The sequence below is a fragment of the Succinimonas amylolytica DSM 2873 genome (genome assembly GCF_000378405.1).
Taxonomy (GTDB): domain Bacteria; phylum Pseudomonadota; class Gammaproteobacteria; order Enterobacterales; family Succinivibrionaceae; genus Succinimonas; species Succinimonas amylolytica.
Genome location: NZ_KB899636.1, coordinates 906,645 through 931,613 on the forward strand (window position 1 = coordinate 906,645; position 24,969 = coordinate 931,613).

Sequence of the window (24,969 nt, forward strand, 5' to 3'; positions counted from 1 at the left end):
AAAGCGGTCAAGTACTCTCACAATCAGTGGGAAAAATTCACCAGAATCCTGGAGGACGGCTCTATTCCTCTGGATAACTCGGCCGCCGAGAGAGCTATTCGTGACTTTGCAGTGCTGAGACATTCAATGCCCAGCGGATTTGGCTCTATTGAGGGAGCTAAGTCTACGGCAGTGTTTTCATCATTTCATGAAACCTGCAAAGCTCATGGAGTTGACCTAGAAGTTTATCTTGAATTTCTGTTCAGATATATGGGTATTCACAGAGACGGACTAAAAGATGAATCGCCGTCTGATGAAAGAAGAAATGCTATTCTTGAGCAGGCAATGCCGTGGAAATTTAAGAAGGCCTAAAGTGCTGACTTTAGACCTAATACTTTTCGGGAATAGCAATATCCCATGTTTTCCCTGCATATCATTTCGGGGGAAATTACTTTATTCCCAGTTGCTTTTTGTAGTTTCTGACCTGAATGGCAAAAAGCTTGGCATCCTTACTGGAGACATCGGGAGATGCAGAGCCGCCGGAAGGCAAGGTAACTTTGAGGGCATTTACTGGAACGTTATTGATTCTGAGCTCATAGTGAAGATGCGGTCCTGTTGATCTTCCGGTGTTTCCTGAAAGAGCGATGCGCTGGTTCGCTTTCACGGTTTGTCCGGGTTTGACCAGAATCTTGCTGAGATGCATATATACTGTGGAGTAGGCTCCCTGGTGCTTGATTACGATGTAGTAGCCGGCAGCGTTCTGATACGTGCATCTCTCGACAACGCCATCTGCCGGTGCATATACCGGGGTACCGACAGGAACCCCGAAATCAGTGCCGTTGTGCGGACGGATTTTTCCGGTAACCGGATGCCTCCGGTGAGGATTGAACTGACTGGTGATGCGGATCTGTCCGGCTATCGGATACCGGCTGAATTTGCCGCTGGATTTGTTCTGGAACACCTTTTCATCATAGTATTTGTTGTTCGAACTTAGTCTGAAGGCATTGACGCGTCCCTGCTTGCGTGACTGAATTGATACAGCGTTTATACGATCTCCCTGGCGGTTACCACTGAACAGGATTCTGATCTCATCTCCAGCCTGCAGATTGGTCATGGAGAAACGCCCTTTGAACATTGACACAATGGACTTGATTTCGCTGCCGCTGAGTCCGGCTCTGATACCAGCGGTTTTAAGAGAGTCTCCTTTTTGCAAAGAGATGATGGTGAGACTCTTTCTTACGGCAATATTCGGTTCCTGCTCCTTTTTCAGCCGTTCTGCTTCGGCACGCAGGCGGGCTTCCTTTTCTTCTTTGGCCTTGGCAAGAGCCGCCTGTTCCCGGCGTTTTCTTTCCTCTTCAGCTTTCCTTTCAGCGATAAGCCGCTGCCGTTCCCTTTCTTCCTTGATTTTCTGTTTTTCGGCAGCCTGAGCCTGAATTCTGCGACTGGCTTCTTCTTTACGAGCCTGTTCCCGCTTAGCCTGCTCTTCCTTCTTGCGTGCCAGCTCCTGCTGTCGGGCCTGTTCGGCCTGTTTGACCTGCTCAGCCTTTTTCTTCTCTTCCCGGGCTCGTTCTTCTTCGGTTTTTCCGGCGTTAGCTAGCTGGGCAGCCAGCTCCTTGGCACTAAGGGCTTCAATTTCCTCGCTGTTAAGGTTGATATGGGTATCCACGGGTTCCTTTACAGCTATGAACTGCAACTGTTCTGAATTCCTGTTGCGGATATAGCGCACCTGATTTTCCTTATCCAGGGGTTTGACCAGTTGCAGTACCTGATTCTTGTTATCGAGCAGGAAATAGATCTTATCTCCGGGGATGATTTTTTTGATGGAGTTTCCGTATACCGGAGTATTTTCAATAGCTTTCAGGATTTCGTAGGGCTGGTTCAGAGTGAGGAAGATATTGTTGATATTATCTCCGCGCACAACAACCTGAAGATACCATTCCGGGGCGTCATCGCTGTCGTCGGTGGATCCGAAGAGTTCGGAATCGGCTATCGGATCCTCGTCAATACTTTCTGTGGCGTTAACGTCATCGGAGTAGGTGATACCCTGAAAATCCTGATGGATATCCGGAACTCTGCCGGTAGAGGACCATTGCATATTGAGACTGTCAGAGGATTTCTGGGGGGCTGGCAGAAAAATTGCGGTGACAAGAGAAATCGTCAGAAGAATGCAGATGGCATAGACATGATTTTTTGGAATAGGAAATCTTAATTCGTCTGAGCTGGAACGATTTTCTGAGACATTTCGCATCACAAAACTGACTCCAACCCGTTATTAACAAATTCCACCCGGAAACCATCAATATGAGACCGGATTGTGTAAGAAAAGTTCCCCTGAAAACGGTTTTTTTAATGAATGGTGTGCAAACTTGTCAAAAACATTTGTCAGGAAGCAGAAATCGATACCGAACAACCCGGTATAAAACTCCCATGCAAATACAGGAGATTTCGTATATGATAACGTTAATTGGCAGTTATTCAAAATAGTTTGATCCTGTCAGGCGTCTAAGTTCAAATTAATTGTGAAATTGCTTTTTTGCAGGCAGTCATGCAGGATTTTTTCCTGTGGTCTTTTTCGGAAAAACGGCATGTTTTCGGTTTCCTGTTTCTTGTCATAGGAGTCCGGAATTTAATTTGAGTTGTTTTTAAAAAGGGGTTGTATGATTTTTGGTGAAAAGTTTTATCGTCTGGTTGATGAAATGAGTATATGGCAGCAGTCCCTGTTTTCATTGGTTCTGGCAGCCAGAATGAGTCCCAACCTGTATCTCTATTGTAGCCTGTCGCAGGACACTGTTCTCAGTGAGGTGTTCCGCAAAGCCTTTGATGCTATGTGGATTTATCATACTGACAAAAACAATCACGTCAGTCTGGATATTGTTCATGATGATCTTGAAAAGGTGATGCCGGTGCCGGATCCTGACGGATCCTACGGGGCGTATCCGGCTTTTGATGCCTGTCAGGCTCTTATTCTGGCAATTGAGGCCATTACTGAAAAGAATGGTGACGAGGCTCTTAATGCCAGTAACATTTCGGTATGTACGGTGGCAAAGTTTCTGGAAGTACAGGAGGAGCGGAGTTTTTCCGATGACGAACTCAGAGAGCAGAAGCTCATGGAGGAAGAGATGGATTTCCAGGTGGAGCTATTGTCCAGAGTGCGCCGGAAGAGGGAAGCTGCGTGGATTCAGGAGCTTTATGAGGAATTTGGCAATGTTGCTTGCTCCAATATCGGAATCACATTGGATTCCCAACTGTAATTGTGTTAAACGAGGCGTGATTCAGTCTTTCAGCCGCCAAAATGCTGCCAGCTTTTAAAGAGGAGCAGTATTCCGCTCAGGATCATGATGCTCTGAAAAAGCTTCTTGATAAAAATGGCGTTTACCTTTCTGATGATCATGGTGCCGGCGAAGCCCCCCATGAATGCTCCAAGTGTCAGCATTGGAACCCAGCCCCAATGAATAACTGCTACGGTTCCCAATGTAAAGGCCCCGATAAAGTTCCACATTAGAGCGATAAAGATCATTGAATGGTGAATAGCTTTTTTAATATCCTGTTTGAACCACATTACCAGCACCATGATGCCGATAAGTCCTGCCCCGGATGAGAAGGAACCGCTGAGCATACCGGTAAGGGCAATTAAAAATGCTCCCAGAATATAATCCCGGACGGTAAGACTGTTTTCATGATTTTCCAGCCCGAAGTTTTTTCTCAGGATGGAATATATTACCGAAGCTATGGTGATTATGCCCAGAATAAGCTCTGCCAGCCAGTCCGCAACCAGAGTTACCAGACAAGATCCCAGAATTACAGCGGGGCATCCTACCAGGATCATTTCTGCGGCAATTATCCTGTTCAGGCTTTTCAGTTCATGATTTCTGGCGTAGGATCCCATGCCCAGAGCTACTACTGCCACCTTGTGAGTGCCGAGCGCTTCCGTAAAACCGAGTCCCATAAAAATCAGTACCGGCAGTTGCACAAATCCGGCACCGCCACCGGAGAGCGATGCCAGAACATTGGCAATGAATCCGGTGAAAAAAAGGGTAACCTGTTCAATAACAGTCTGGAACATCTGATAGTCCTGTTTCAGGGTGCCGATCCCGGGGAAAAGGATCGCAGTTAGGTACGCTAAAAAACAAAGACAGCGCAAAGCTGTCTTTGTCAGATTCCGTGGTGGCGGAGAAATTACTGCTTTTCGCGCTTTATGGCCCGGTAGGCGATATCATGCCGGAAAAACATGCCGTCCCAAGAGACTGTTTTGGCCAAGGCATAGGCCTTTTCCTGGGCTTCCGATACAGTATTTCCCAGAGCGGTGGCGCAGAGTACCCGACCGCCGTTGGTTACCACGTTTCCGTCGGTAAGTTTGGTACCGGCCTGGAATATCTTGGTATCCGGGGCTTCCGGGGTATCAAGCCCGCTTATGATATCTCCTTTTTTGGGTTTTGCCGGATAGCCCTGAGCTGCAAGCACTACTCCCACTGCCGGCCGGGGATCGTATTCGGCATCCCCGTTCTCCAGTTCTCCGTTTACTGCCTTGAGACAGAGTTCGGCAAGATCGCTTTTCATTCTCATCATGATTGGCTGGGTTTCCGGATCTCCGAAACGGCAGTTGAATTCGATAACCTTCGGAGCACCGGTGCTGTCTATCATAAGACCGGCATACAGGAAGCCCACATATTTGCAGCCTTCAGCCTTCATACCTTTGATAGTCGGGAAAATTATTTCGTCCATGACACGCTGATAAACTTCCCGGGTAACCACCGGTGCGGGGGAATAAGCCCCCATGCCTCCGGTGTTGAGTCCGGTGTCGCCGTCTCCGACTCTCTTGTGATCCTGACTGGTAGCCATGGGGACAACATGCTCCCCGTCAGTCATTACGATAAACGAGGCTTCCTCGCCTTCAAGGAAATCCTCGATAACTACCCGGGATCCCGCGGAACCGAAGGCATTTCCTGACAGCATGTCCCGGACGGCGTTTTCGGCAGTTTCCAGATTCATGGCGACAATTACTCCCTTGCCGGCGGCCAGGCCGTCAGCTTTTACTACCACGGGAGCACCATGTTCCCTCAAATACGCCAAGGCCGGTGCGGTTTCCGTAAAGGTCCGGTATTTTGCAGTTGGGATATGGTGGCGTTCCAGAAAATCCTTGGTAAAGGATTTGGAGCCTTCCAGACGGGCGGCGGCTTTTGCCGGACCAAAAATTTTCAGGCCGGCTTCTGTGAATGCATCGGTGATTCCCATAACCAGCGGTGCTTCGGGACCCACAATGGTCAGGTCAATACTGTTTTTAACAGCAAAATCCCGGAGTGCCGGGATATCCTCGGCGCCGATGGCGATGTTTTCAACCTTGTTTTCTCTGGCGGTGCCCGGATTTCCCGGCGCAACAAATACCTTGTTTACGATGGGGGATGAGGCAGTCTTCCATGCCAGGGCATGTTCCCGTCCGCCGTTTCCGATAACTAAAACTTTCATATAATACCCTGATGAACAAAAAGGGAGAGTAACGCTAGCTCTCCCTCATCAATTAAAATTAGTGTCTGAAATGTCTTATGTTGGTGAACACCATGGCCATGCCGTATTCATCGCAGGCATCAATGCTTTCCTGATCCCGGATGGAACCGCCCGGCTGAATGATGCAGGTAATGCCGGCCTTGTGAGCGGCATCCACACTGTCACGGAACGGGAAGAAGGCATCGGATGCTAGCACGGAACCTGCGACACTTAGACCTTCGCGTTCTGCCTTGGTTACGGCAATTTCTGCGGAGAATACACGGCTCATTTGACCGCAGCCAACACCGATGGTCATTCTGTCCCTGGTATAGACGATAGCATTTGATTTGGTGTATTTAACCACGTTCCAGGCAAACAGGAGTTCATCCATTTCATCCTGTGTCGGAGCTCTTTTTGTTACAACCTTAAGTTCGTCTTTGACATAGGTGGCGATGTCGGTATCCTGAACCAGAAGGCCTCCGGTTACCCGCTTGTATTCCAGTGCCGGAATTCTTCTGTCCCAGAAGCCACATTCTAAAAGTCTTATGCCCTTTTTGGTGGATACTGTCTGTCTTGCTGCTTCGGACACCTTGGGAGCAATAATTACTTCGCAGAACTGATTTGCCAGGATTTTTGCGGCGGTCTGTTCATCGAGCTCGCGGTTGAAAGCGATAATGCCGCCGAAGGCTGAAGTCGGATCTGTTTTAAAGGCTTTTTCGTAGGCTTCAAGAATATCCTTGCCCAGAGCCACTCCGCACGGATTGGCATGCTTTACAATGACACAGGCAGGTTCGGAAAACTCCTTGCAGCATTCCAGTGCAGCATCGGTGTCAGAAATGTTGTTGAAAGAAAGCTCTTTGCCGTTCAACTGCACTGCAGTGGAAATACTGGGGTTTCTGTAGTCTTTTTCGACATAGAATGCTGCTGCCTGATGGCCGTTTTCACCGTAGCGCAGTTCCTGCTTTTTGATGAATTGGGTATTGAAGGTTCTTGGGAATCTGGGAGTTTCGGAATCTTCGCTTCTGATACCGTACTGAGGAACCTTAGTTCCGAAGTAGTTGGCAATCATCCCGTCGTAGGCGGCGGTATGCTCAAAGGCAGCGATGGAAAGATCGAATCGGGTTTCCCAGGTCAGGGAGCCGTTATTGGAATCCATTTCGCTGATGATGCGGCTGTAATCGCTGGCATTTACCACAATGGCCACATCCTTGAAGTTTTTGGCGGCACTTCTGACCATTGTCGGGCCGCCAATATCGATGTTTTCGATGGCGTTTTCAAGGGTGCAGTCAGGCTTTGCGACGGTTGCTGCAAAGGGGTAGAGATTAACGCATACCAGATCGATGGGTTTGATGTCATGTTCTGCCATTACCTCGTCGTCAATGCCTCTCCGTCCCAGAATGCCGCCGTGAACCTTGGGATGCAGGGTTTTTACGCGGCCTCCCATCATCTCAGGAAAACCGGTGTAGTCGCTGACTTCGGTAACCTTGATTCCCGAATCGGCAAGCAGTTTTGCAGTGCCGCCTGTGGAAAGAATGTCAACACCGCGTTCCTGAAGAGCGCGGGCAAAATCTACAACTCCGCTCTTATCAGATACGCTGATGAGTGCTCTGCGGATGGGACGTGCATTATCCATTAAATCGAACCTCTGGCAAGTTTTCAGGGAGCTAAGCCCCTGGGGAAATTCTAATGGTGCTTTTTACAGCGGTAACCGAGACCTCTGAAAGCAGGGAGATTTGCCGGTAAAGCTGTTGCAGCTCCGGACATTTACTGATTTTATCACAATGTAACGCCGGTTCAAAATGTGATCTTTATTACACAACGGTAAAATTCTAAGATCCTTTGTTGTCCAGAAGTCAAAATCCTGTTGTGTTTTTTCATCGTCTTGGTTAATTTTACTCGTAATGTTGTATTTCTGTGATCATTATAAAATAAAGGTAGACAGGTGATGAGAAAGTCGGAATTAATTGATGCCGTAGCAGAACGTTCTGGTCTTAAGAAAAGTGATGCCCATGATGCGGTGGAAGCGTTTATGAAGGCTGTTCAATCTGCTTTAGTGGACGGTGATAGTGTGAGTCTTGTCGGTTTCGGAACCTTTAAGGTGAATTATCGGGCTCCAAGAGAGGGGCGGAACCCGCGCAACAATGAGCCCGTTAAGATTCCTGCTTGCAGTGTACCGGCGTTTACTGCCGGAAAGACATTTAAGGATTTGGTCAACAAGAGTTCCGATGATTAACCACTACGCAGTCTGATGTTTTTTGCCGTATGACCTTGAGGAAGGTTTGTGCGGTGCTGTGAAATGACGGTTTGTTGTGTTAAGGAACGAGGGTCGGAATGCCATGATGAACTTCATGGCATTTTCTTTTTGTTTCTTTTATGCTTGCATTTTTCGGACTGATGATTTTTTTGAAGCTTTATCCAGTGTGGCTTATGGAGAGAGTTTGGTAATTGCATAGAGCCAGCGGGGACAACAAAGCGGCCAAAAAATGTGTCATGTGTGATAGACTGCTTCTCGGAGACAGAAACGTCAGACGTGCATACACGGCATAAACTGATGCCGGGCTTCAGAGGATCTTCATAGTATATGACTGATTTTAGAATTATCGCTTCCGATATGGATGGTACACTGCTTAATGATGATAAAACCATTTCGGAGCGGAATATTAATAGTATCAGAAAAGCCGAACAGGCAGGAATTCTGTTCGTTCCCGCCACCGGAAGACCTTTTGAGGGATTGATGAATTATGCCGGAGCTCTGGATCTTAAAACTCCCGGACATTATGCTATCTGCTTTAACGGAGCGGCTGTGTACGATACAGCTTCGGAGAGACTGATATCAAGAGTCATTCTTACCGGGCACGAAGTGCGTCTTCTGGCGGAAAGATCCCGTGAGGCCGGACTTTACTGGCAAGCTTTTTCGGAAGAACGGGGGCTTATCTACGAGGTGGATAATTTCGCCACGGATCTTGAGATGCGGATAAACCGTATTGGTGGTGTAAAAGTTTCTATGGAAAAGATTCCTGATGATGAGGAATTTTTCAAGTTCATGTTCCTTGGTACCGAGGAACAGCTGGACAGTGCAGAAAAGAACTTTCAGGATCTTTACGGTGCCTTTACCGTGGTACGTAGCATGTACTGCTTTCTGGAGGTGATGAATGCCAGAACCTCCAAGGGGGCGGCACTGGAGCATCTATGCAATTATCTTGATATTCCCCTGTCTGCTTCGGTGGCTTTTGGGGACGCCGGTAATGATGCTCATATGATTGACTGTGCCGGTTTGGGGGTAGTGATGGAAAACGGTTTAAGTTCGCTCAAGGAACGGGCCGATTTTATTGCCCCCGGAAATAACGAGAGCGGAGTGGCCTATGTGATTGACAGAATTCTCAGCAGGGAATTCTGCAATAATTTTGGAAGTGGTTGCTGTTAAGATGCGGACGCCTTGTTTATTATTTGTAAACCAGATTGCCTATAACTGAAAAAGATAACGGGAGGTTTTGTGTTAAGAAAGGAAAAGCCTGTTCAGAGCGAAAGTGTTTTTGGAAAAAGACGTTTTGACGGGGAGAATCCAGAGAGACATGAGAGCCAGAGCGTTTTTGATTCCGTAAAGGCATTCTTCAGAATTGCCGTTCCGTTCTGGAAGACACGGGAGAGCGGTCTTGCCTGGGTTATGCTGGTTGGTATCGTGGCACTGAGCGCTCTCAGCATTTATCTTGCCAAGCAGTTTAATGATTGGTACAAGGGCTTTTGGGATTACATGCAGGCCTACAATCTGGACGGATTTATCGGAATGCTGTGGCTTTTCGGCTTTCTTGCCACGGTTCATGTGTGTGCCGTGGTCTACCGGCGATACATAATTTCTGCTATGGAGATTCGCTGGAGAAGGTGGCTTACCACGGATTACATCAGGCGCTATACTGAAAACGGAACCTTTTACAGACTTCAGCTTACTGATCAGAAAACAGATAACCCGGATCAGCGAATCAGTGAGGATCTGTCCCAGTTTGTGTCCCTGACGGTTACTATCGTAATCAGCATTCTTACCGATCTTTCCATGCTCGTTACCTTTGCCATTGTGCTGTGGGGGCTGTCGCAGGCGGTAACCTTCCCGGTTATGGGGTATGAAATATCGCTGCCGGATGGATATCTTCTTTATCTGGCTATTATTTATGCTGCTTTCGGTACGGTCTTTACCTTCATAATCGGAAGGCCTTTGGTGCTTCTGAATTTTAGACAGCAACGTTACGAGGCGGATTTCCGTTTTTCTCTGGTAAGACTGCGGGAGAATGCCGAATCCGTGGCCATATACAAGGGAGAGCTGGAAGAGCGCAAGCGGTTCAACAGCCTGTTCCTGGATGTGGTGCACAACTATGTCAACCTTATTGTTAAAACCAAGCAGATTGGCTATTTCACCCTGGGATACGCTCAGCTGGCGGTTATTTTCCCGATACTGATTTCCGCACCAATGTATTTTGCGAAGATCATTACTCTGGGCAGTATTATGCAAATCAACTCTGCTTTTGGCAAGGTGCAGGATTCCCTTTCAACTCTTATTGAAAACTTTACCTCCCTGGCTGCCTGGAAAGCGGTAATTGATCGTCTTTCCCTTTTTGAAAAGAGTATCAGAGCTGCTGACAGTCTTCCCAGGATTGTTCCCGAAAAATCAGGTCAGGAGCTTTCTCTGGAACATGTCAGGGTAACAAAACCGGACGGAACCCTGCTGATTCCGGATCTCGGATTTACTCTGCCTCCTGGGAGAAGTCTTTTGATAAAGGGCCATTCGGGATGCGGGAAATCCACGCTTCTTCGCACTGTTGCCGGTATCTGGCCGTATGCCGAGGGACGGGTTACCTTTCCTGAAAATGCCCGGGTGCTGTTTCTGAGTCAGAAACCTTATATGCCGCTGGGAACTCTTAAAGATGCTGTATGCTACCCTGGAAACAGTAATCTGGTAGCTGATGATTTGTTTGTCAGTCTGCTGGATGATGTCGGCCTTTCTTATCTTTCCGGAAGCCTGAATGTTGTAAACCAGTGGGATCATGTATTGAGTCTGGGAGAACAGCAGCGTATTTCGTTTTTAAGAGCCTTTGTTAACAAGCCAGATGTGGTATTTATGGACGAGGTTACTAGTGCTCTTGATGAGACAAACGAGGTTCGCCTTTACAGTATGCTCGGTGAGGTGCTGCCAAAGGCAGTGGTTATCAGTGTCGGACACCGGAGCACTCTTAAGGAATTCCATACCGATATTCTGGATCTGGATGAGAAGGACATGCAGGTAAAGCCCCGGTAAAGGGCTTTATCCTCAAAGACACTGTGAATGAAAAATCCTGGAATAGGGAAGGATGGATGTCTGAATGGCATCCCTTCACTGTTCCGTTTTTTCTTGAGTTTTGAATACAGATCTGAGAAGAATAAAAGGGCAGAAAAAATACGGAGGAGGGACCCGCCCCAGGAAATCCAGACGGAATCACAAAAGGCAGGAATATCTTTTTCCTGCCAGTGTTTGGTGCGGAAACTGTCTATTTGATAGTTGCCGGCTATTTATCATTACAAGCAATCATTACTGACTAATTAGTTTTCCTTTCCCTTTCTGGAGATAAACTGAATACCGTATTTCCGGTTTTCTTTGTCAATAACCCTGACAACTCTGGCATTTGCATCAAGAGGGGGTAGATCATCATCAGAGTCATCCAGCTGAATTTCCACCTCATCCCCGATATTAAGGCTGACGCCGGTTTTTACGATTATGGACATTCCTGTGGCACTGATATTGAGGCATTCTCCGGGCAGCTTTTTTCCGGCAAAAAGAATAGTGCATTCCACCGGAAGATCTACGCGGATGTATGTGCGGCGTTCTCTAGTATTGTCCATATCTGATAATCCTGTTCGATCGTAATAATTGATTTTTATGCAATAAACTCTTCCGATGTGAGTTTACTCAAACAAAGCCCCAAAAAGTGAGATCTGGTTTTTAAACATGAAATTTAAGATGCAATTCTTGAGAAAAGATCCTAATTTCTTTTGAAAATCGGGGCTCTTCAGTTTCGGGATGATGTCCTTTAGGATCCAAAAAGCCCGGAACGTTGTTCAGGGCTTTTGATATTAGATTTTCGGATTGCGGCGCGGTTATGCTAAAAAATAATTGTTAATAGATCCGGAAAATCAGTTATTCACAGGAGACACCACAATCCACGGTTTGAGTTCAGATTCATAGCGGTTAATGGCATCCTCGTTCTGAAGAGTCAGGTCGATATTGTCTAGACCGTTAAGGAGACAGTATCTTCTGAAGCTGTCCAGCTGAAATTTAAAGGTCAGACTGTTACAGGAAACGGTCATGTTTTCAAGATTCACCGTAATTTTCTGGCCGTCGTGGCTGTTGATTTCCTGATGCAGGGCGTCTACCTCCTCAGGTTTCAGTGTAACCAGGAGAAGTCCGTTGTTCAGGGAATTGTTGTAGAAAATATCGGCGAAGCTGGAGGCGATGATAGCCCGGAAGCCGTAGTCCTGAAGCGCCCAGGGGGCATGTTCGCGGCTGGAGCCGTTTCCGAAATTCTCTCGGGCTACCAGGACTGTGGCGCCCTTGTAGCGGGGGTGGTTAAGAATGAATTCAGGATTGGGTTTGGTTCCGGCTTCGTCCAGATAGCGCCAGTCGTTAAAAAGGTGTACTCCGAAACCGGTACGGGTTACCGCCTGCAGGAACTGTTTGGGGATGATCTGATCAGTATCAACGTTGGCGGCATCCAGGGGTACAGCCAGTCCTTCGTGTACGGTAAATTTCTGCATGATGGTCTCCTAGAATGAGCGAACGTCAACAAAATGACCGGCGATGCCGGCAGCAACAGCCATGGCTGGGCTTACCAGGTGGGTGCGGGCACCGCGTCCCTGTCTGCCTTCAAAATTGCGATTTGAGGTGCTGGCACAGCGTTCTCCAGCCGGAACTCTGTCGCTGTTCATGCCAAGACATGCCGAGCATCCTGGAAGTCTCCATTCAAACCCGGCGGCAAGAAAGATCTTGTCCAGTCCTTCCTGTTCGGCCATTTCCTTAACTTCCTGAGAGCCCGGAACTACGATTCCCCGAACTCCCGGAGCCAGCTTGCGGCCCTTGATTTCAGCAGCGGCGGCACGGATATCTTCAATACGGCCGTTAGTGCAGGAGCCTATGAACACTTTATCAATTCTGACATCGGTGAGTCTGGTGTGGGGCTTAAGATCCATGTATTTCAGTGCTTTCTCGCAGGAATGCTGCTGAATCTCATCAGTGAAGTCATCGGGAGCCGGAATCAGGTCATTGATGCCGATGCCCTGACCGGGATTAGTGCCCCAGGTAACCATTGGTGCAATGGCACTGCCGTCCAGAACTACCTCTGCATCCCAAACAGCATCATCATCGGATTTCAGAGTTTTCCAATAGGAAAGAGCCAGATCCCAGATTTTTCCCCTGGGCGCAAACGGGCGGCCTTTAACGTAACTGAAGGTGGTTTCGTCCGGAGCAATAAGCCCTACCTTGGCTCCCATTTCAATAGCCATGTTGGAAAGAGTCATTCTTCCTTCCATGGAGAGAGACTTAACGGCTTCACCGGTGAATTCCACGGCATATCCGGTGCCGCCGCCGGTGCCAAGCTTTGCGGCGATGGCCAGAATCACGTCCTTTGCGGTAACTCCGGATGCAAGCTTTCCGGTAACTTCAATCTTCATGTTTTTGAATTTCTGCTGCTTGATGGTCTGGGTGGCCATTACATGCTCTACCTCGGAGGTACCGATACCGAAGGCCAGTGCGCCGAAAGCCCCATGGGTAGCGGTATGGGAGTCGCCGCATACCAGAGTTACTCCCGGAATGGTGATGCCCAGCTGCGGACCGATAACATGCACAATCCCCTGCCATTTGTGGCCGAGACCGTAAAGTGGGACATTGAATTTCTGGCAGTTGTTTATAAGAGTCTGCATCTGTATCCGGCCCAGTTCGCCGCAGGCCGAGATGTCAGTGGAAATGGTGGATACGTTGTGATCCATGGTAGCCCAGGTGCATTCCGGACGGCGGATTTTCCTGTTATGAAAAGCCAGTCCGGCAAAGGCCTGAGGGCTGGTAACTTCATGAAGCAGATGTCTGTCAACGTAGAGAATTGGAAGTTCTCCTTCCTTGGCACAGACTATATGTGATTCATAAAGCTTGTCGTAGAGTGTTTTACCCATAATCATTCCTTATTTCTTAAGAAGCTGCTTTCCGCACCAGGATAATTCAGATCGTTTGATATTGAGCATGTTGTGAAAAACCGGTTTTTGGTGATGCCGGAGCTTTGATGCCATGGGGCAGCTTCAGATGAAATTATAGTTTACTTCAGGAAATTCCTGAATAGAAACATAGAATGATATGCCGGGAGTTCGGTGCTACTGGTGGTGAGTCCCGTGTTTAAAAATCACTTCCGGAAAAAATCGAAGCAGTTTCAGAACCGAATAATTTGGGAAAGAGCAACAGGGGAGTGGCAGTAAACTTTAATTCAGAGATGTTCAAAACTACGCGATTCTCAGAAATTTGGAATTATGGAGATAACGTTTGTGTTTTAAAAGATTCCTAACTTAGAGAATATCCAGCATCTGCTACTTCTGAAGGTTGTACCGCGCAATAAAAAGCAGCCTGAAAAGACCGCTTCTTATGAAAATGTATCCCGGAAAGCAGAGATAAAAAGTTTATTCTGAGAAGGCTTCTTACCAGCTCGGCTTTATCACGAGTGAGTTCTGGCAGACTCCGGACTTGCATTCTCTCAGGCGCTCCCGAAGATAGTCGGTGCGGCTTTTGTTTACATTGTAATTGCACTGAAGCTGGATAGTGCCATTGTTTTCGCACTGGTTGTTGCGGTACTTGATCCACTTGCGTTGGGTAAGTTTAAGGCCTTCAGCGGTTTTTTCATCAAGGTTTTCGCGGAGTTCCTTGTAAACCTCGTTAAGTTCTTTGTCAGATTCAACAATCATCTTGCAGAAACAGAAGGTTCTGTCATAGGAGGTGGTGTACTGATTGCAGCTGCTTTCGGCTGCGGCGGTATTGAAGAGTGAGAGAGTCATCCCTGAAGCCAGAGCTATGGCGGCTATGCTTTTAATCAAAGTCATATCAAAGTCCTTATGTTTGCGGAATTTGGCAGCGAAAGCAATGCCGAAACCGGGTTTGCCCTGGAAACTTCCAGGCACCCGATGAGGAATGCCTTCACTGCCGTTTCGTATTAATCGGCAATCTTTGCGGCTACAAGGGTACCGAAGTCGGAGGTGGACTGCACCTCATGCTTTGCGGTACCGCTGGCCATGAGATCTCCTGTGAGGTAACCTTCTGCCAGAACGTCAGATACAGCCTTCTCAATTGTCAGAGCCGCTTCTTCCATCTTGAAGCTGTAACGGAGCATCAGCGCGGCAGACAGGATCTGGGCTGCCGGGTTGGCAATATTCTTTCCGGCGATGTCAGGAGCGGAACCGCCTGCCGGTTCGTAGAGACCGAAGCCGCTTTCGGAAAGGCTGGCGCTGGGGAGCATGCCCATGGAGCCGGTAATCATGGCGCATTCGTCTGATAGGATGTCACCAAACATGTTGTTGCACAGGAGAATATCAAACTGGGAGGGATCCTTAACAAGCTGCATTGTGGCGTTGTCAATGTAGATATTATTGAGTTCTACGTCAGGATAATTCTGGGAAACCTCCTCTACAACCTCCCGCCACAGAATGGAGCTCTGGAGGACGTTAGACTTATCCACAGAGGTTACTTTCTTTTTTCTGAGCCGGGCTGCTTCGAAGGCGATTCTGGCAATTCTTTCGATTTCAAAGCGGTGATAAATTTCGGTATCGTAAGCTACTTCATCAGGTCCGGATCCTTCACGCTTTTTAGGCTGACCGAAGTAGATACCGCCGGTGAGTTCTCTTACCACTACCATGTCAAATCCGCGGTCAGAAATATCCTTTCTGAGAGGGGAGAGAGAATTAAGCCCCTGGTAGATACGGGCGGGGCGCAGGTTGCAGAATAGCTTGAAGTGTTTGCGAAGGGGGAGCAGGGCACCTCTTTCGGGACGCTTTTCCGGGGGGAGGTGATCCCACTTGGGGCCGCCAACAGAACCGAAGAGAATAGCATCGGATTCTTCGCAGGTTTTGAGTGTGGCTGCCGGGAGCGGTTCACCGGTTTCGTCAATGGCCTTGCCGCCGACAAAGCATTCGTTAAGGTTGAAGGTTACGTCAAACTTCTTTTCAACAGCTTTTAATACTTTTACAGCCTCTGCCATTACTTCCGGGCCGATGCCGTCTCCGGGCAGAACTGCGATGTTGTAGGTTTGAGACATTTTAGAGTGTACTCCAGAATAATATTTGATATTGGTTGGAAGATAGGGGCATTATACAACAAATGGAAGGGCGGGCAGAGCATGGAAGAAAACACAGAGAGTGCTATACCTTCATCATGAAAAAAACGGATGTTCAATATATTGGGTACTTAGATCTGCCATATCTGTTGAACGGTGTATTTGGATTATGGTTGTCCAAAATATGTGCAACTATAATTTAAAATTGTCTTTGACAATGGCTCAATTTGTTTCTCTATTTGCATGTCCCGAGTTCTTTGATTTTTTTTGATCAAGATCTGATTTTCTGCACAATTCTTCGGTTTACTGTATAATTCAGCATCTTGTTTTAATAATGGTTCACCTGTCTTCGTGCTTGCCCTGTTTATGAGTGCCGGGCCTTGAGCGGGAATGTCCAAATCTCCCAGTTTTGTAGATTCCGTTATCAATCGTTCCAATTGGATTTTGCGTGTGTTTTCCTGCTGTGAGCCTGATTAAAGCCGGAAGAGGCTTCAGACGGTATTTTCCGCCTGACAGTGTTTTATTTTTGTGGGTTCACAACAATTGATATGGCGGGAATTATTTCCCGTCCGAGGAAACAACATGACTGAAAATTCCAGTAACGAAAATCTCCATCAGGATCAGAACGTAGTTCAGGACAATGGCTCTGAACTGGCTGAGGCGCTTATGGAAAAGAAGAATTCCGAATTTGAGGAAGCTCTTCTTGCAGACGATGAACAGGATGATGCAGATGACGCTGAAGAGGAGGCTGGAGCCGGCTTCGAGAACCTGGGGCTTAGGGATGAGGTGCTCAGCGCTGTTCGGGATCTTGGCTATGTGAAGCCTTCTCCTATTCAGGAGGCGGCCATTAAGCCTCTTATGGAAGGTCTTGACATTATTGGACAGGCACAGACCGGAACCGGAAAAACCGCAGCTTTTGCCCTTCCTTTGATTTCTAAGATTGATCCTGATTCTCCCGTTGTGCAGGCGCTGGTTTTGCTACCTACCCGGGAATTGGCCATTCAGGTGGCTGATGCCTGCGATTCCTTTGCCAAATATCTTAGCAAGGTGAATGTTCTCTCCATATACGGCGGATCCTCTTACGAAAGACAGATTCGTGCTCTTAAAAGCGGTGTGCAGATTGTGGTGGGGACTCCGGGACGGGTTATGGATCTCATTGAGCGCGGCAAGCTGGATCTTTCCAATATCAGAATGCTGGTGCTGGACGAAGCCGATGAAATGCTCAAGATGGGCTTTATTGACGATGTGGAGTGGATTCTTGAAAAATGTCCTCCGGCAAAGCAAACCGCTCTCTTTTCAGCTACCATGCCAGATGTCATTAAGAAGGTAGCTAAAAAGAATCTGATTTCACCGGAAGAAATCAGAATCGCAGCTAAGACCGCCACCGCCACCACGGTGAGACAGCGCTACTGGCTGGTTTCAGGTCTTAAAAAGATAGATGCGCTGATCCGTCTTTTGGAGGTGGAGCCTTATGACGCTCTCCTGATTTTCACCAGAACCAAGACCGATGCTGAGGAGCTGGAGCAGAAACTTTCTGCTCACGGTATTTCCTGTGATGCTCTCCATGGCGATATTCCTCAGAAGATCCGTGAAAAGGTGGTGGACAGACTAAGAAAAGGGCAGCTGGATGTACTGGTGGCCACTGATGTGGTAGCCCGGGGGCTTGATGTTGACAGGATCACCCATGTAATCAACTATGATATCCCCTTTGATCCCGAATCCTATGTGCATCGTATCGGACGTACTGGAAGAGCCGGAAAAACAGGAGACGCCATTCTTTTTGTTTCTCCCAGGGAAAGAAGAATGCTCCGTCTTATTGAGAATGTTACCCGTTCGGTGATTGAACCCATGAAGATGCCCACCAACGAGGATATCAACAGACACAGAGCGGATCGGTTCCGCGATCGGATTATTTCTGCCATGGAAGGCGTTTCAGAGGATGAAATGACACCGTATCGTGATATTGTCAGGGATATTCTGGAATCCGGCGAAGAAGATGCGGTTACTCTTGCAGCTTCTCTTGCCAGAATGGTTAACGGGAAAAAGCCTCTGTTCGTTGATACTTCCGAACCCGAGCCGGAGCAGAAGACTCTGGAGGATTTCAGCCGGGAGCGGAAAACGAAACGCGACAGGTCCGCAAAGCCGTCTCAGCTTAAGGATTTTCCGGAGCTTAAGATGATCCGCTACCGGGTAGCGGTAGGGCGCAAGGATGGTGTCAAGCCGGGACAGATTGTAGGCGCGGTGGCCAATGAGGGTGATATTGACAGTCGCTATATCGGAATGATCAATATTTTTGATACCTACTCCACAGTGGATCTTCCCGAGGGTATGCCCGCTGAGACCATGAGCATTCTTAAAAAGGCAGTCGTTTGCGGGAGGAATCTGGAGATTAGGGAATACTACATGGATGACAGCGGCGATAACGGATTTAAGTCGCGTTCCCGTCATCAGGACCGCGGAAACGGTAAGGAGTTTTCCAGAAGGAGAACCGAGGATCGCGGGGGGCGCGGCAGGCACGGAAATGATTTTCCGGAAGAGCGATCCAGGCATGACCGCAAGGAAGAACCACGAGGAAAGAAAGGACGTGTTCTGAGAGGAGTTCCTTTCAAGTTCGGAGCCTGATAAGCTCATAGCCCCGGATACCGGAATCCGGGGTTTTTACAGTGTCAGACGTCAGCTTTTGGATTGTCTGACGCTCCCTGTCTGGTCAAATTCAGGCTTTCTTGGCTACCTGACGCTTTTTGTTTGATTTTCCAATAATGCCCCGATTTTCTGATGCCTTCTTTTTCTGAGAAGCTGTGGTTGTTTCAGGAGAAGCATTATTTTTGTCCGGAGTCAGCTCTTCTTTTTTGGGGATATCAGTTTTTTTCCTCCACGGCGTGGCTTTTTCTTCCCGGACTTCGTTTTTTTCCTTCTTGGCTTTAGATTTCTCTCCAGGACTTCCGGTTGGCTCTTTCACAGCTTCATTCTTTTCTTTTCCGTTTTCGGTATTTTCCTTTTTAGTAGCGGCTTTGGTATCTTTGGATTCAATGTTGGTATTTTCAGATCCCGGATTATCTTTCCGGACTTCGGTATTATCTTTTACAGCATCGGACTTTTCATTGGAGGCTGCATTGCTGTCCTTTCCGGTGCCTGGTGATTTTTCGGAGTTTTCCTTCCTTCTGAGCTTTGCCATGTAAAAACCGTCACCTCCTGCGGAAGGGTAAACTGTTTTTTCATTGAGAAGCTCAAAATCGGGGTTGTTTTCCAGAAATGCTACTACCTGATTATGATCTTCACAGGGGAAGATGCTGCAGGTGGAGTAAACCAGAGTGCCTCCGACTTTTGTCATTTTGGAATATCTGCTGAGAATATCAGCCTGAATCTGTACCAGTTCCCTGATGGTATCTGTACCGTCAGTCCATTTGGTGTCCGGATTTCTTTTGAGCACTCCGCTTCCGGAGCACGGGACGTCCAGAAGCACGCAGTCTGCCTTGCCGTACTGCCTTTTGATAACTTTGGTGGTATCGATAAGGCGGGTTTCGATGTTATAGGCTCCGGCTCTTCTGGCCCGAAGCTTAAGGTCGTCAAGCTTCCACTGCTTGTCGTCCATGGCAATGATGCTGCCGCGTCCCTTCATAAGCGCACTCAGGTACAGTGTTTTGCCGCCAGCACCGGCACAGGCGTCAATAACCTTGTTTCCGGGGCGTGGATCCAGGAATAGCGGAATCTCCTGTGATCCGGCATCCTGCTGTTCGAAAAGACCTTTTTTGAAGGCGGCAGTTTTGAAGATGGCTGAGGTTCCCAGTACCTCCAGCGCATCGGGCAGGGCACATTCCCGGGTAGTGACATTTTCAGCCGCCAGAATTTCCATTAGCTCCCTCCGGGTGATTTTCAGGGTGTTCACTCTGATGAATCTCCGGGGTTCCTTTGCAAAGTAGGGCTTTTCGGTTTCCCACCTGTCGCCCAGTTCCTTCTTTCCGAATTCGTCAAGCCATACCGGACAGCCGTATTTTAGGTTGGGGATATTGTCAGCCTCCTCCATGCGTGTTTTGGCATCTTTTATGGAAAAGTCCTCGCAGTCCTGGAGTCCCCGGGGTACCGGCCATTTATGCACCAGATGGATAACGCAGATAATCTTGTTGACGTGCTTTTTGATGTCCTTAATTTTTTTATAGCCGGCAATATAGGTGTAATAGTTAAGTCTTCTGAAAACATCGTTGACCAGGGAAACAATAAGAGCCTGTTCGTCATTGCTGAGCTTCAGCTTCTTGAAATAGATGGCATAGGCCTTGTCCAGTGTCCTGCCGGCATCAAAGACTTCAGTAAGGATAGAGAAGATCAGCCTGATTTTAAAATCTGACAGAGAATACGATGCCATGTTGAAGCTCCCGGAAATAGTTGGATGAACATTGATGTACCGGGAATTTTAGCAAAATATGAAGAGGTGCTCTAACCTTTCTTTCCAATCTTCTGTCAAAGGGAGGGATGATGTGCTGTTTTTCTTTTGCGACGCCGTTCTGCATCATTTAGTAATGGGTTTTTGTAATGGGGGCTGTATGAGAATGGAAGAGATACTCAAATCAGCAGCATTTCCCTGCAAGTCTGGATGATATCGGAAAAAACGAATCCTCTTGATATCACTTTTTTCTGCTGTCCTCATCGTCGGACTGTACGTCTCCCGCCTTGGGTCCGTATCCGGAATCTTTTAATGAAAAACCTTCCTGATTTGTCCAGACATCCAGTCCGTTTCTGGTATTCCCAGCTACCAGACTGGCTGCAAAACTGGGACTGGTAAGGAGATAGCTTTCCTTGAGTTCATAACAGTTCAGTTTGGTGTTGATAACCAGAATTTTTCTCATAATGAGGTCATTCTTGACATCAATAACAGGCTGTCTTAAGGATGGGGCATGCCTGATGGAGACCATGGAGCCCTTGTTGAGCATAAAGCCAGGACTGGTTCTTTTACCCAGAGGAAAGCCGGAGGCATTTACCCCTTTTACTGAAAAAAAGTAGTCCTCCCGGCTGTTCAGGTTTTTGCTGTCATTGAGAAGCAGCCTGAGGCCCAGAAGCTCGTCATAAACCGATATTGGCAACACGGCATGTGTCCGGGTTCCTTTGCTGTCAGTTAGAAAGCAGACACGATCATCATCCAGAACATTGTTCACCTGAAGGGTTCCCCGCTGGTTATCATATTTTGTTCGTCGGGCCCTGCTTCATTAATCTTCAGAAAGCTCGTCTTCTTCATCATTGAATTCGCTGCTGGCAATGGCTTTTTCCGCATCGATTCCCGAAAGCTCGTCAATGGTACAGGCACAGCATTCTGAGAAATGCTCCATAAAATAGTTTACTGCCGGAACCACCAGCGCCATTTTCTGGATCTTCTTTTCGAAGGTTTCTACCACATGGGTGAACTCCCGGTTGTTGTTGTTAAGCTCATCCTTTGCTTTCATGTAGGCTGCCAGGGTATCTGCTGCTTTTACAAGAGGCTTGTATACAGGATTTACCTCACGCTGCACAATAAGATTCCGGTAATGAGGCTTGAGATCCTGAGGCAGGGTGTTCAGACATTCCCTTTCGGCCAGATGCTCTAGTTTCTTGAACTGCTTGGCAAATTCGATAGTCTGGTATTTGGTGCGGGCGTTCAGATCCTGAAGCTTGGTTTCGGAGATGTCATGAAACAGGGCAATGGTGGCGGCCATCTCCGGAATGTAGCAGCTACCGTAGTACTCATTGCTGATAATTGCCAGAAGGTGGGCAATCACCGCAACCTGATAGCTGTGTTCAGCTACGTTTTCAGATTTAACGGAATGCATAAGAGCCCATCTTTTAATGAGCGGCATTCTGGTAAACCATGCCATAAAGGTGCTTTGTTTGGTATCGCTCAACATACTGTTCCGTCCTCAGATTGTGATTAATTCAGAGATTAATGTCCTGAACTCCATGATTCATGATATACGGTATCAGATTTTATGAACCCTTTTTATGTGCATTTTTTTGATTCAAGCCGCAATAGCAGAACTTTCAAAAACAACCCCCCTCCGGAATATGAGGGAGGGGTTCGCTAGTGCGTGCTAAAAACTCATTCCTGATGGTAATGCTTGAAGAAGCGCCTCAGACGGTCGCAGGCATCAGTAATAACCTCCTCGGTGGGCAGGAATACCAGTCGGAAATGATCCGGAGCCGGCCAGTTGAAACCGGTGCCCTGAACAATAAGCATCTTTTCCTGGCGCAGAAGATCCAGCACCATTTTCTGGTCATCCTTGATTCGGTACATGGAAGTGTCAATCTTCGGGAACATGTAAAGAGCTCCCTTGGGTTTAACGGCGCTGAATCCCGGAATGGAATTAATGAGCTCCCATGCCTTGTTGCGCTGTCTCCAGAGCCGTCCTCCCGGTCTGGTCAGTTCCTTGATGCTCTGGTAGCCGCCCAGTGCCGTCTGAATACCGTACTGCATGGGAACATTGGCACAGAGTCTCATGGAAGCCAGAATATTAAGTCCCTGAATATATCCCTGCGCCTGTCTTTTGGGGCCGCTCACTACCATCCAGCCCATGCGGAATCCGCAGGCACGGTAAGCTTTGGAGAGACCGTTGAAGGTAAGGCAGAGAACATCGTCGCACAGTGTGCAGATGCTGGTATGAGCCACATCGTCGTAAAGGATTTTGTCATAGATTTCATCGGCGAAGATAATGAGATTGTTTTGTCTGGCCACCTCCACCAGCTCCATCAGGAATTCTGTTGAATATACGGCACCGGTAGGGTTGTTGGGGTTTATGATTACAATACCGCGTGTTCTCGGAGAGATCTTCTTTTTTATGTCGTCAAGATCCGGCAGCCAGTCTGCATTTTCATCGCAGATGTAGTGCACCGCATGTCCGCCGCTCAGATTTACAGCGGCAGTCCACAGCGGATAGTCCGGAGCGGGAACCAGAATTTCGTCTCCGTTGTTGAGAAGAGCCTGCATGGACTGCACAATAAGCTCTGAAGCTCCGTTGCCGATATAGATGTCGTTATGATCCACATCCCGGAGTCCTTTCTGCTGGTAGTACTGGGCAATGGCCTTTCTGGCAATGAATATTCCCTTTGATTCCGAATAACCCTGACCGTTGGGAATGTTGATGATGATATCCTTGATGACTTCTTCTGGGGTATCAAACCCGAAGGTGGCCAGATTGCCGATATTAAGCTTGAGAATGCGCTGTCCTTCCTCTTCCATGTGCTGGGCTTCAACCATTACCTTCCCACGAATGTCGTAGCACACATTATCAAGCTTATGGGATTTTTCTATAACCTTCATAGCTGGTCCTATTTGCTGCCAAAAAATATGAATTAACGGCCTGAATATTTTCGCATTGCGCGAACTGCAATGTCTGCAGGATCTCAGGCAATTGTAGCACCATTATCACGATATTGCCCGCTGTGAAGTTTGGTAGTGGAAGAATATTATTTACGCTTTTGGGATGAGAGACGGATCTTATACTTTTATTTTAGAATGTGCGTGGTGATTAATGCTGTGCCGTTCTTTTTTATCAGTCTGTTTTAGCATATTTTGCTACGGTTTAAAAACAGTGGCGTGGAACATGGTTCTCCAAATAGAGCGGCCGGCGCTCCTTTGCGAGATCTCCGGCCGTTTAAAACTGTTTTGGGAAGTTACCTCTTATACGCGATTTCAGTGCTCCTCCCGGACCGCATTCTCGTTGTAGATGGTTTCAAGGATCTGTCTTTCATGAATATAGTGCGGTTTGGCAATTTTTTTGGCCTTGAGTTTTTTGGCGGTTGCTTCATCGTAAGAAAGGTTGTTCATGAAGTAGACAAAGGGAACCAGCTTCCCGGATTTTGTGGTCAGGAAGCCTGCTAGGTTGGAAACTCCGTTCAGGGTTCCGGTTTTTGCAGTGACGTTTTTAAGAAGCGGAGCCTTCATCACGCTTCCCCTGCTTCCGAGAGTGCCGCTTTGTCCGGCTACCGGAAACAGTTTTATCATGTTGAGATGACTGTCGTTGTCAGCGATGTACTGCAGTACGGACAGCATTTGCCGTGGCGTGATGTTGTTGTGGGGAGATAGTCCGGATCCGTCAATAAGTGTAGCACTGCCAAGATCGATTCCCTTGCCTTTGAGAATTCTGCGGATGGCGGTCATGGACATGTCATAATTGGCTGGGCGGCTGTAGAATACCGTTCCGATAGTGCGGGCCATGCTGTCGGCAATAATATTTACACTGCGTTTCAGACACTTGTCCAGCATGGCAGAAATCGGTACAGAGAGATGAGCGGCATAGTACGACAGGGTGCCGACGGATTTTCTGACTGGTTCGATTTTTCCGCTTACCTGAATTTTCAGCTTGGCTAGCACCTGGGCAGTAATGTCCTTGCCCCACTGTTCGGGATCCTGAATAGCAAAGGAGAGTCCCAGGGGTTTTCCTTTCTGCTGCACCGGAATGCATCCGGAGAGCCGGTAGATATTCTGGGAATTCCGATCCATTTCCAGGTCGCATCCTCCGTAGAATTCTGAGGGGGATACCACCTCAACGTCGCTGGTGATTACCGAAATTGGCATGCCTTCAGGAATTTCTACCGTAACCTTGCCGCCGATTTTTGTGGCTGTAAGTTTTGCGGAAACGCAGTTTCCGTTAATGATTACGGATGATGGCGGTGCGGTAAAGCATTTGGAAAGATCATCCCATGACCAGCCGCTGGCATAGTCGTGTCCGGCAAAATATCCGGAATTCAGATAAACATTGCCGGCGATGGTATGCACTCCGGCATCCTTCAAGGTATTGAGCAGGTTGTAAAGCTCCTGTTTGGTGAAATACGGATCCCCGCGGAATTCAACTTCGATATCTCCGTTGAGTACACCGTTCTGGGTAACTATTTTGTTGCCGGAGGAGAGAGACTTGCTACTTACAAGGAGACGTGTCTTTATCTGATAGTTTGGTCCCAGATAGGACAGAGCAGCCAGAGCGGTGATCACTTTTTCTGTGGAGGCTGGTTTAAAGTAAAGATCCTGGTTGTAGCCCTTTAGCGAGCCGTTCAGGCGGTAGGCTACTCCGTTAAGAGCGCCTTCCTGAATTTTGGAGCTTTTGCCGTCAGGAGAGGCCAAGGCGACTCCTGATAAAATTGAAAGGGAAAGCGCTATTCCCATTAAAGCTTGTTTTAACATCTTTCTGATATCCCCTGAATCTGTCAGACATTAGATTCCAAAACAGTC

20 protein-coding genes are annotated in these 24,969 nt (G+C 47.8%); 6 read left to right on the forward strand and 14 right to left on the reverse strand.

Translation table 11 applies throughout. The features are described from left to right. A partial coding sequence (locus F557_RS18735; RefSeq protein ID WP_019000966.1) for an IS66 family transposase occupies nt 1-351 on the forward strand: 351 nt, incomplete at its 5' end. 76 nt (nt 352-427) lie between these two features. Here the strand turns inward: F557_RS18735 and F557_RS22930 are convergent. Beyond that, complete coding sequence (locus F557_RS22930; protein ID WP_019000967.1) at nt 428-2,227, reverse strand: peptidoglycan DD-metalloendopeptidase family protein; 1,800 nt, start codon at nt 2,225-2,227, stop codon at nt 428-430. Between the two features lie 409 nt (nt 2,228-2,636). Between F557_RS22930 and F557_RS0104020 the strand changes: the two genes are divergently transcribed. After that, the gene (locus tag F557_RS0104020) at nt 2,637-3,230 is read left to right on the forward strand and encodes a DUF416 family protein (protein ID WP_019000968.1); all 594 of its coding nucleotides are present in this window, start codon (nt 2,637-2,639) and stop codon (nt 3,228-3,230) included. Nucleotides 3,231-3,259: 29 nt separating this feature from the next. On the opposite strand, the gene F557_RS0104025 is transcribed toward F557_RS0104020, so the two are convergent. The 3 genes from F557_RS0104025 to purH form a co-directional block, all read right to left on the reverse strand. After that, nucleotides 3,260-4,042 carry a sulfite exporter TauE/SafE family protein gene (locus tag F557_RS0104025; RefSeq protein WP_019000969.1) on the reverse strand — a complete coding sequence of 261 codons (783 nt, stop codon included), beginning with the start codon at nt 4,040-4,042 and terminating at the stop codon, nt 3,260-3,262. A 113-nt stretch (nt 4,043-4,155) separates the two neighbouring features. After that, nucleotides 4,156-5,442, reverse strand: a complete 1,287-nt coding sequence (gene purD, locus F557_RS0104030; protein ID WP_019000970.1) for a phosphoribosylamine--glycine ligase — start codon at nt 5,440-5,442, stop codon at nt 4,156-4,158. A gap of 58 nt (nt 5,443-5,500) precedes the next feature. Then, nucleotides 5,501-7,093, reverse strand: a complete 1,593-nt coding sequence (gene purH, locus F557_RS0104035) for a bifunctional phosphoribosylaminoimidazolecarboxamide formyltransferase/IMP cyclohydrolase (RefSeq protein WP_019000971.1) — start codon at nt 7,091-7,093, stop codon at nt 5,501-5,503. Nucleotides 7,094-7,405: 312 nt separating this feature from the next. On the opposite strand from purH, the gene F557_RS0104040 reads away from it, so the two are divergent. The 3 genes from F557_RS0104040 to F557_RS0104050 all read left to right on the forward strand — a co-directional run bounded on the left by F557_RS0104040 (nt 7,406) and on the right by F557_RS0104050 (nt 10,744). After that, nucleotides 7,406-7,693, forward strand: coding sequence for an HU family DNA-binding protein (locus F557_RS0104040; protein WP_019000972.1), 288 nt, complete (start codon nt 7,406-7,408; stop codon nt 7,691-7,693). Between the two features lie 348 nt (nt 7,694-8,041). Continuing rightward, nucleotides 8,042-8,884: a Cof-type HAD-IIB family hydrolase gene (locus F557_RS18745; RefSeq protein ID WP_019000973.1), complete on the forward strand. Its 843-nt coding sequence runs from the start codon at nt 8,042-8,044 to the stop codon at nt 8,882-8,884. Between the two features lie 69 nt (nt 8,885-8,953). Next, the gene (locus tag F557_RS0104050; protein WP_019000974.1) at nt 8,954-10,744 is read left to right on the forward strand and encodes an ABC transporter ATP-binding protein/permease; all 1,791 of its coding nucleotides are present in this window, start codon (nt 8,954-8,956) and stop codon (nt 10,742-10,744) included. Between the two features lie 281 nt (nt 10,745-11,025). Here the strand turns inward: F557_RS0104050 and F557_RS0104060 are convergent, their stop codons facing one another. From F557_RS0104060 to leuB, 5 genes are all read right to left on the reverse strand, one after another. Beyond that, entirely contained in the window at nt 11,026-11,325 is a 300-nt protein-coding gene (locus F557_RS0104060) for a PilZ domain-containing protein (RefSeq protein WP_019000976.1), read from the reverse strand. 291 nt (nt 11,326-11,616) lie between these two features. After that, the gene (gene leuD, locus F557_RS0104065; protein WP_019000977.1) at nt 11,617-12,237 is read right to left on the reverse strand and encodes a 3-isopropylmalate dehydratase small subunit; all 621 of its coding nucleotides are present in this window, start codon (nt 12,235-12,237) and stop codon (nt 11,617-11,619) included. Between the two features lie 9 nt (nt 12,238-12,246). After that, nucleotides 12,247-13,644, reverse strand: coding sequence for a 3-isopropylmalate dehydratase large subunit (leuC, locus tag F557_RS0104070; protein WP_019000978.1), 1,398 nt, complete (start codon nt 13,642-13,644; stop codon nt 12,247-12,249). Nucleotides 13,645-14,157: 513 nt separating this feature from the next. Continuing rightward, nucleotides 14,158-14,556 (reverse strand): lysozyme inhibitor LprI family protein, encoded by a 399-nt coding sequence (locus tag F557_RS0104075; protein WP_157617740.1) that lies wholly within the window; start codon nt 14,554-14,556, stop codon nt 14,158-14,160. 110 nt (nt 14,557-14,666) lie between these two features. Further along, on the reverse strand, nt 14,667-15,764 hold the full coding sequence (leuB, locus tag F557_RS0104080; protein ID WP_019000980.1) for a 3-isopropylmalate dehydrogenase: 1,098 nt from the start codon (nt 15,762-15,764) through the stop codon (nt 14,667-14,669). Between the two features lie 600 nt (nt 15,765-16,364). On the opposite strand from leuB, the gene F557_RS18750 reads away from it, so the two are divergent. Beyond that, nucleotides 16,365-18,404 carry a DEAD/DEAH box helicase gene (locus F557_RS18750; protein WP_019000982.1) on the forward strand — a complete coding sequence of 680 codons (2,040 nt, stop codon included), beginning with the start codon at nt 16,365-16,367 and terminating at the stop codon, nt 18,402-18,404. Nucleotides 18,405-18,495: 91 nt separating this feature from the next. Here the strand turns inward: F557_RS18750 and F557_RS18755 are convergent, their stop codons facing one another. From F557_RS18755 to dacB, 5 genes are all read right to left on the reverse strand, one after another. Then, nucleotides 18,496-20,142, reverse strand: coding sequence for an RsmB/NOP family class I SAM-dependent RNA methyltransferase (locus tag F557_RS18755; protein ID WP_019000983.1), 1,647 nt, complete (start codon nt 20,140-20,142; stop codon nt 18,496-18,498). A 259-nt stretch (nt 20,143-20,401) separates the two neighbouring features. After that, nucleotides 20,402-20,929 (reverse strand): DUF4357 domain-containing protein, encoded by a 528-nt coding sequence (locus tag F557_RS0104100; protein ID WP_019000984.1) that lies wholly within the window; start codon nt 20,927-20,929, stop codon nt 20,402-20,404. Between the two features lie 51 nt (nt 20,930-20,980). Then, nucleotides 20,981-21,652 (reverse strand): 5'-deoxynucleotidase, encoded by a 672-nt coding sequence (yfbR, locus tag F557_RS0104105; RefSeq protein WP_157617741.1) that lies wholly within the window; start codon nt 21,650-21,652, stop codon nt 20,981-20,983. Between the two features lie 191 nt (nt 21,653-21,843). Further along, entirely contained in the window at nt 21,844-23,061 is a 1,218-nt protein-coding gene (locus tag F557_RS0104110) for a pyridoxal phosphate-dependent aminotransferase (protein ID WP_019000986.1), read from the reverse strand. 372 nt (nt 23,062-23,433) lie between these two features. Then, a complete protein-coding gene (dacB, locus tag F557_RS18760; protein WP_044142609.1) occupies nt 23,434-24,921 on the reverse strand; it encodes a D-alanyl-D-alanine carboxypeptidase/D-alanyl-D-alanine endopeptidase in 1,488 nt (495 codons plus the stop codon). Between the last annotated feature and the right edge of the window lie 48 nt (nt 24,922-24,969).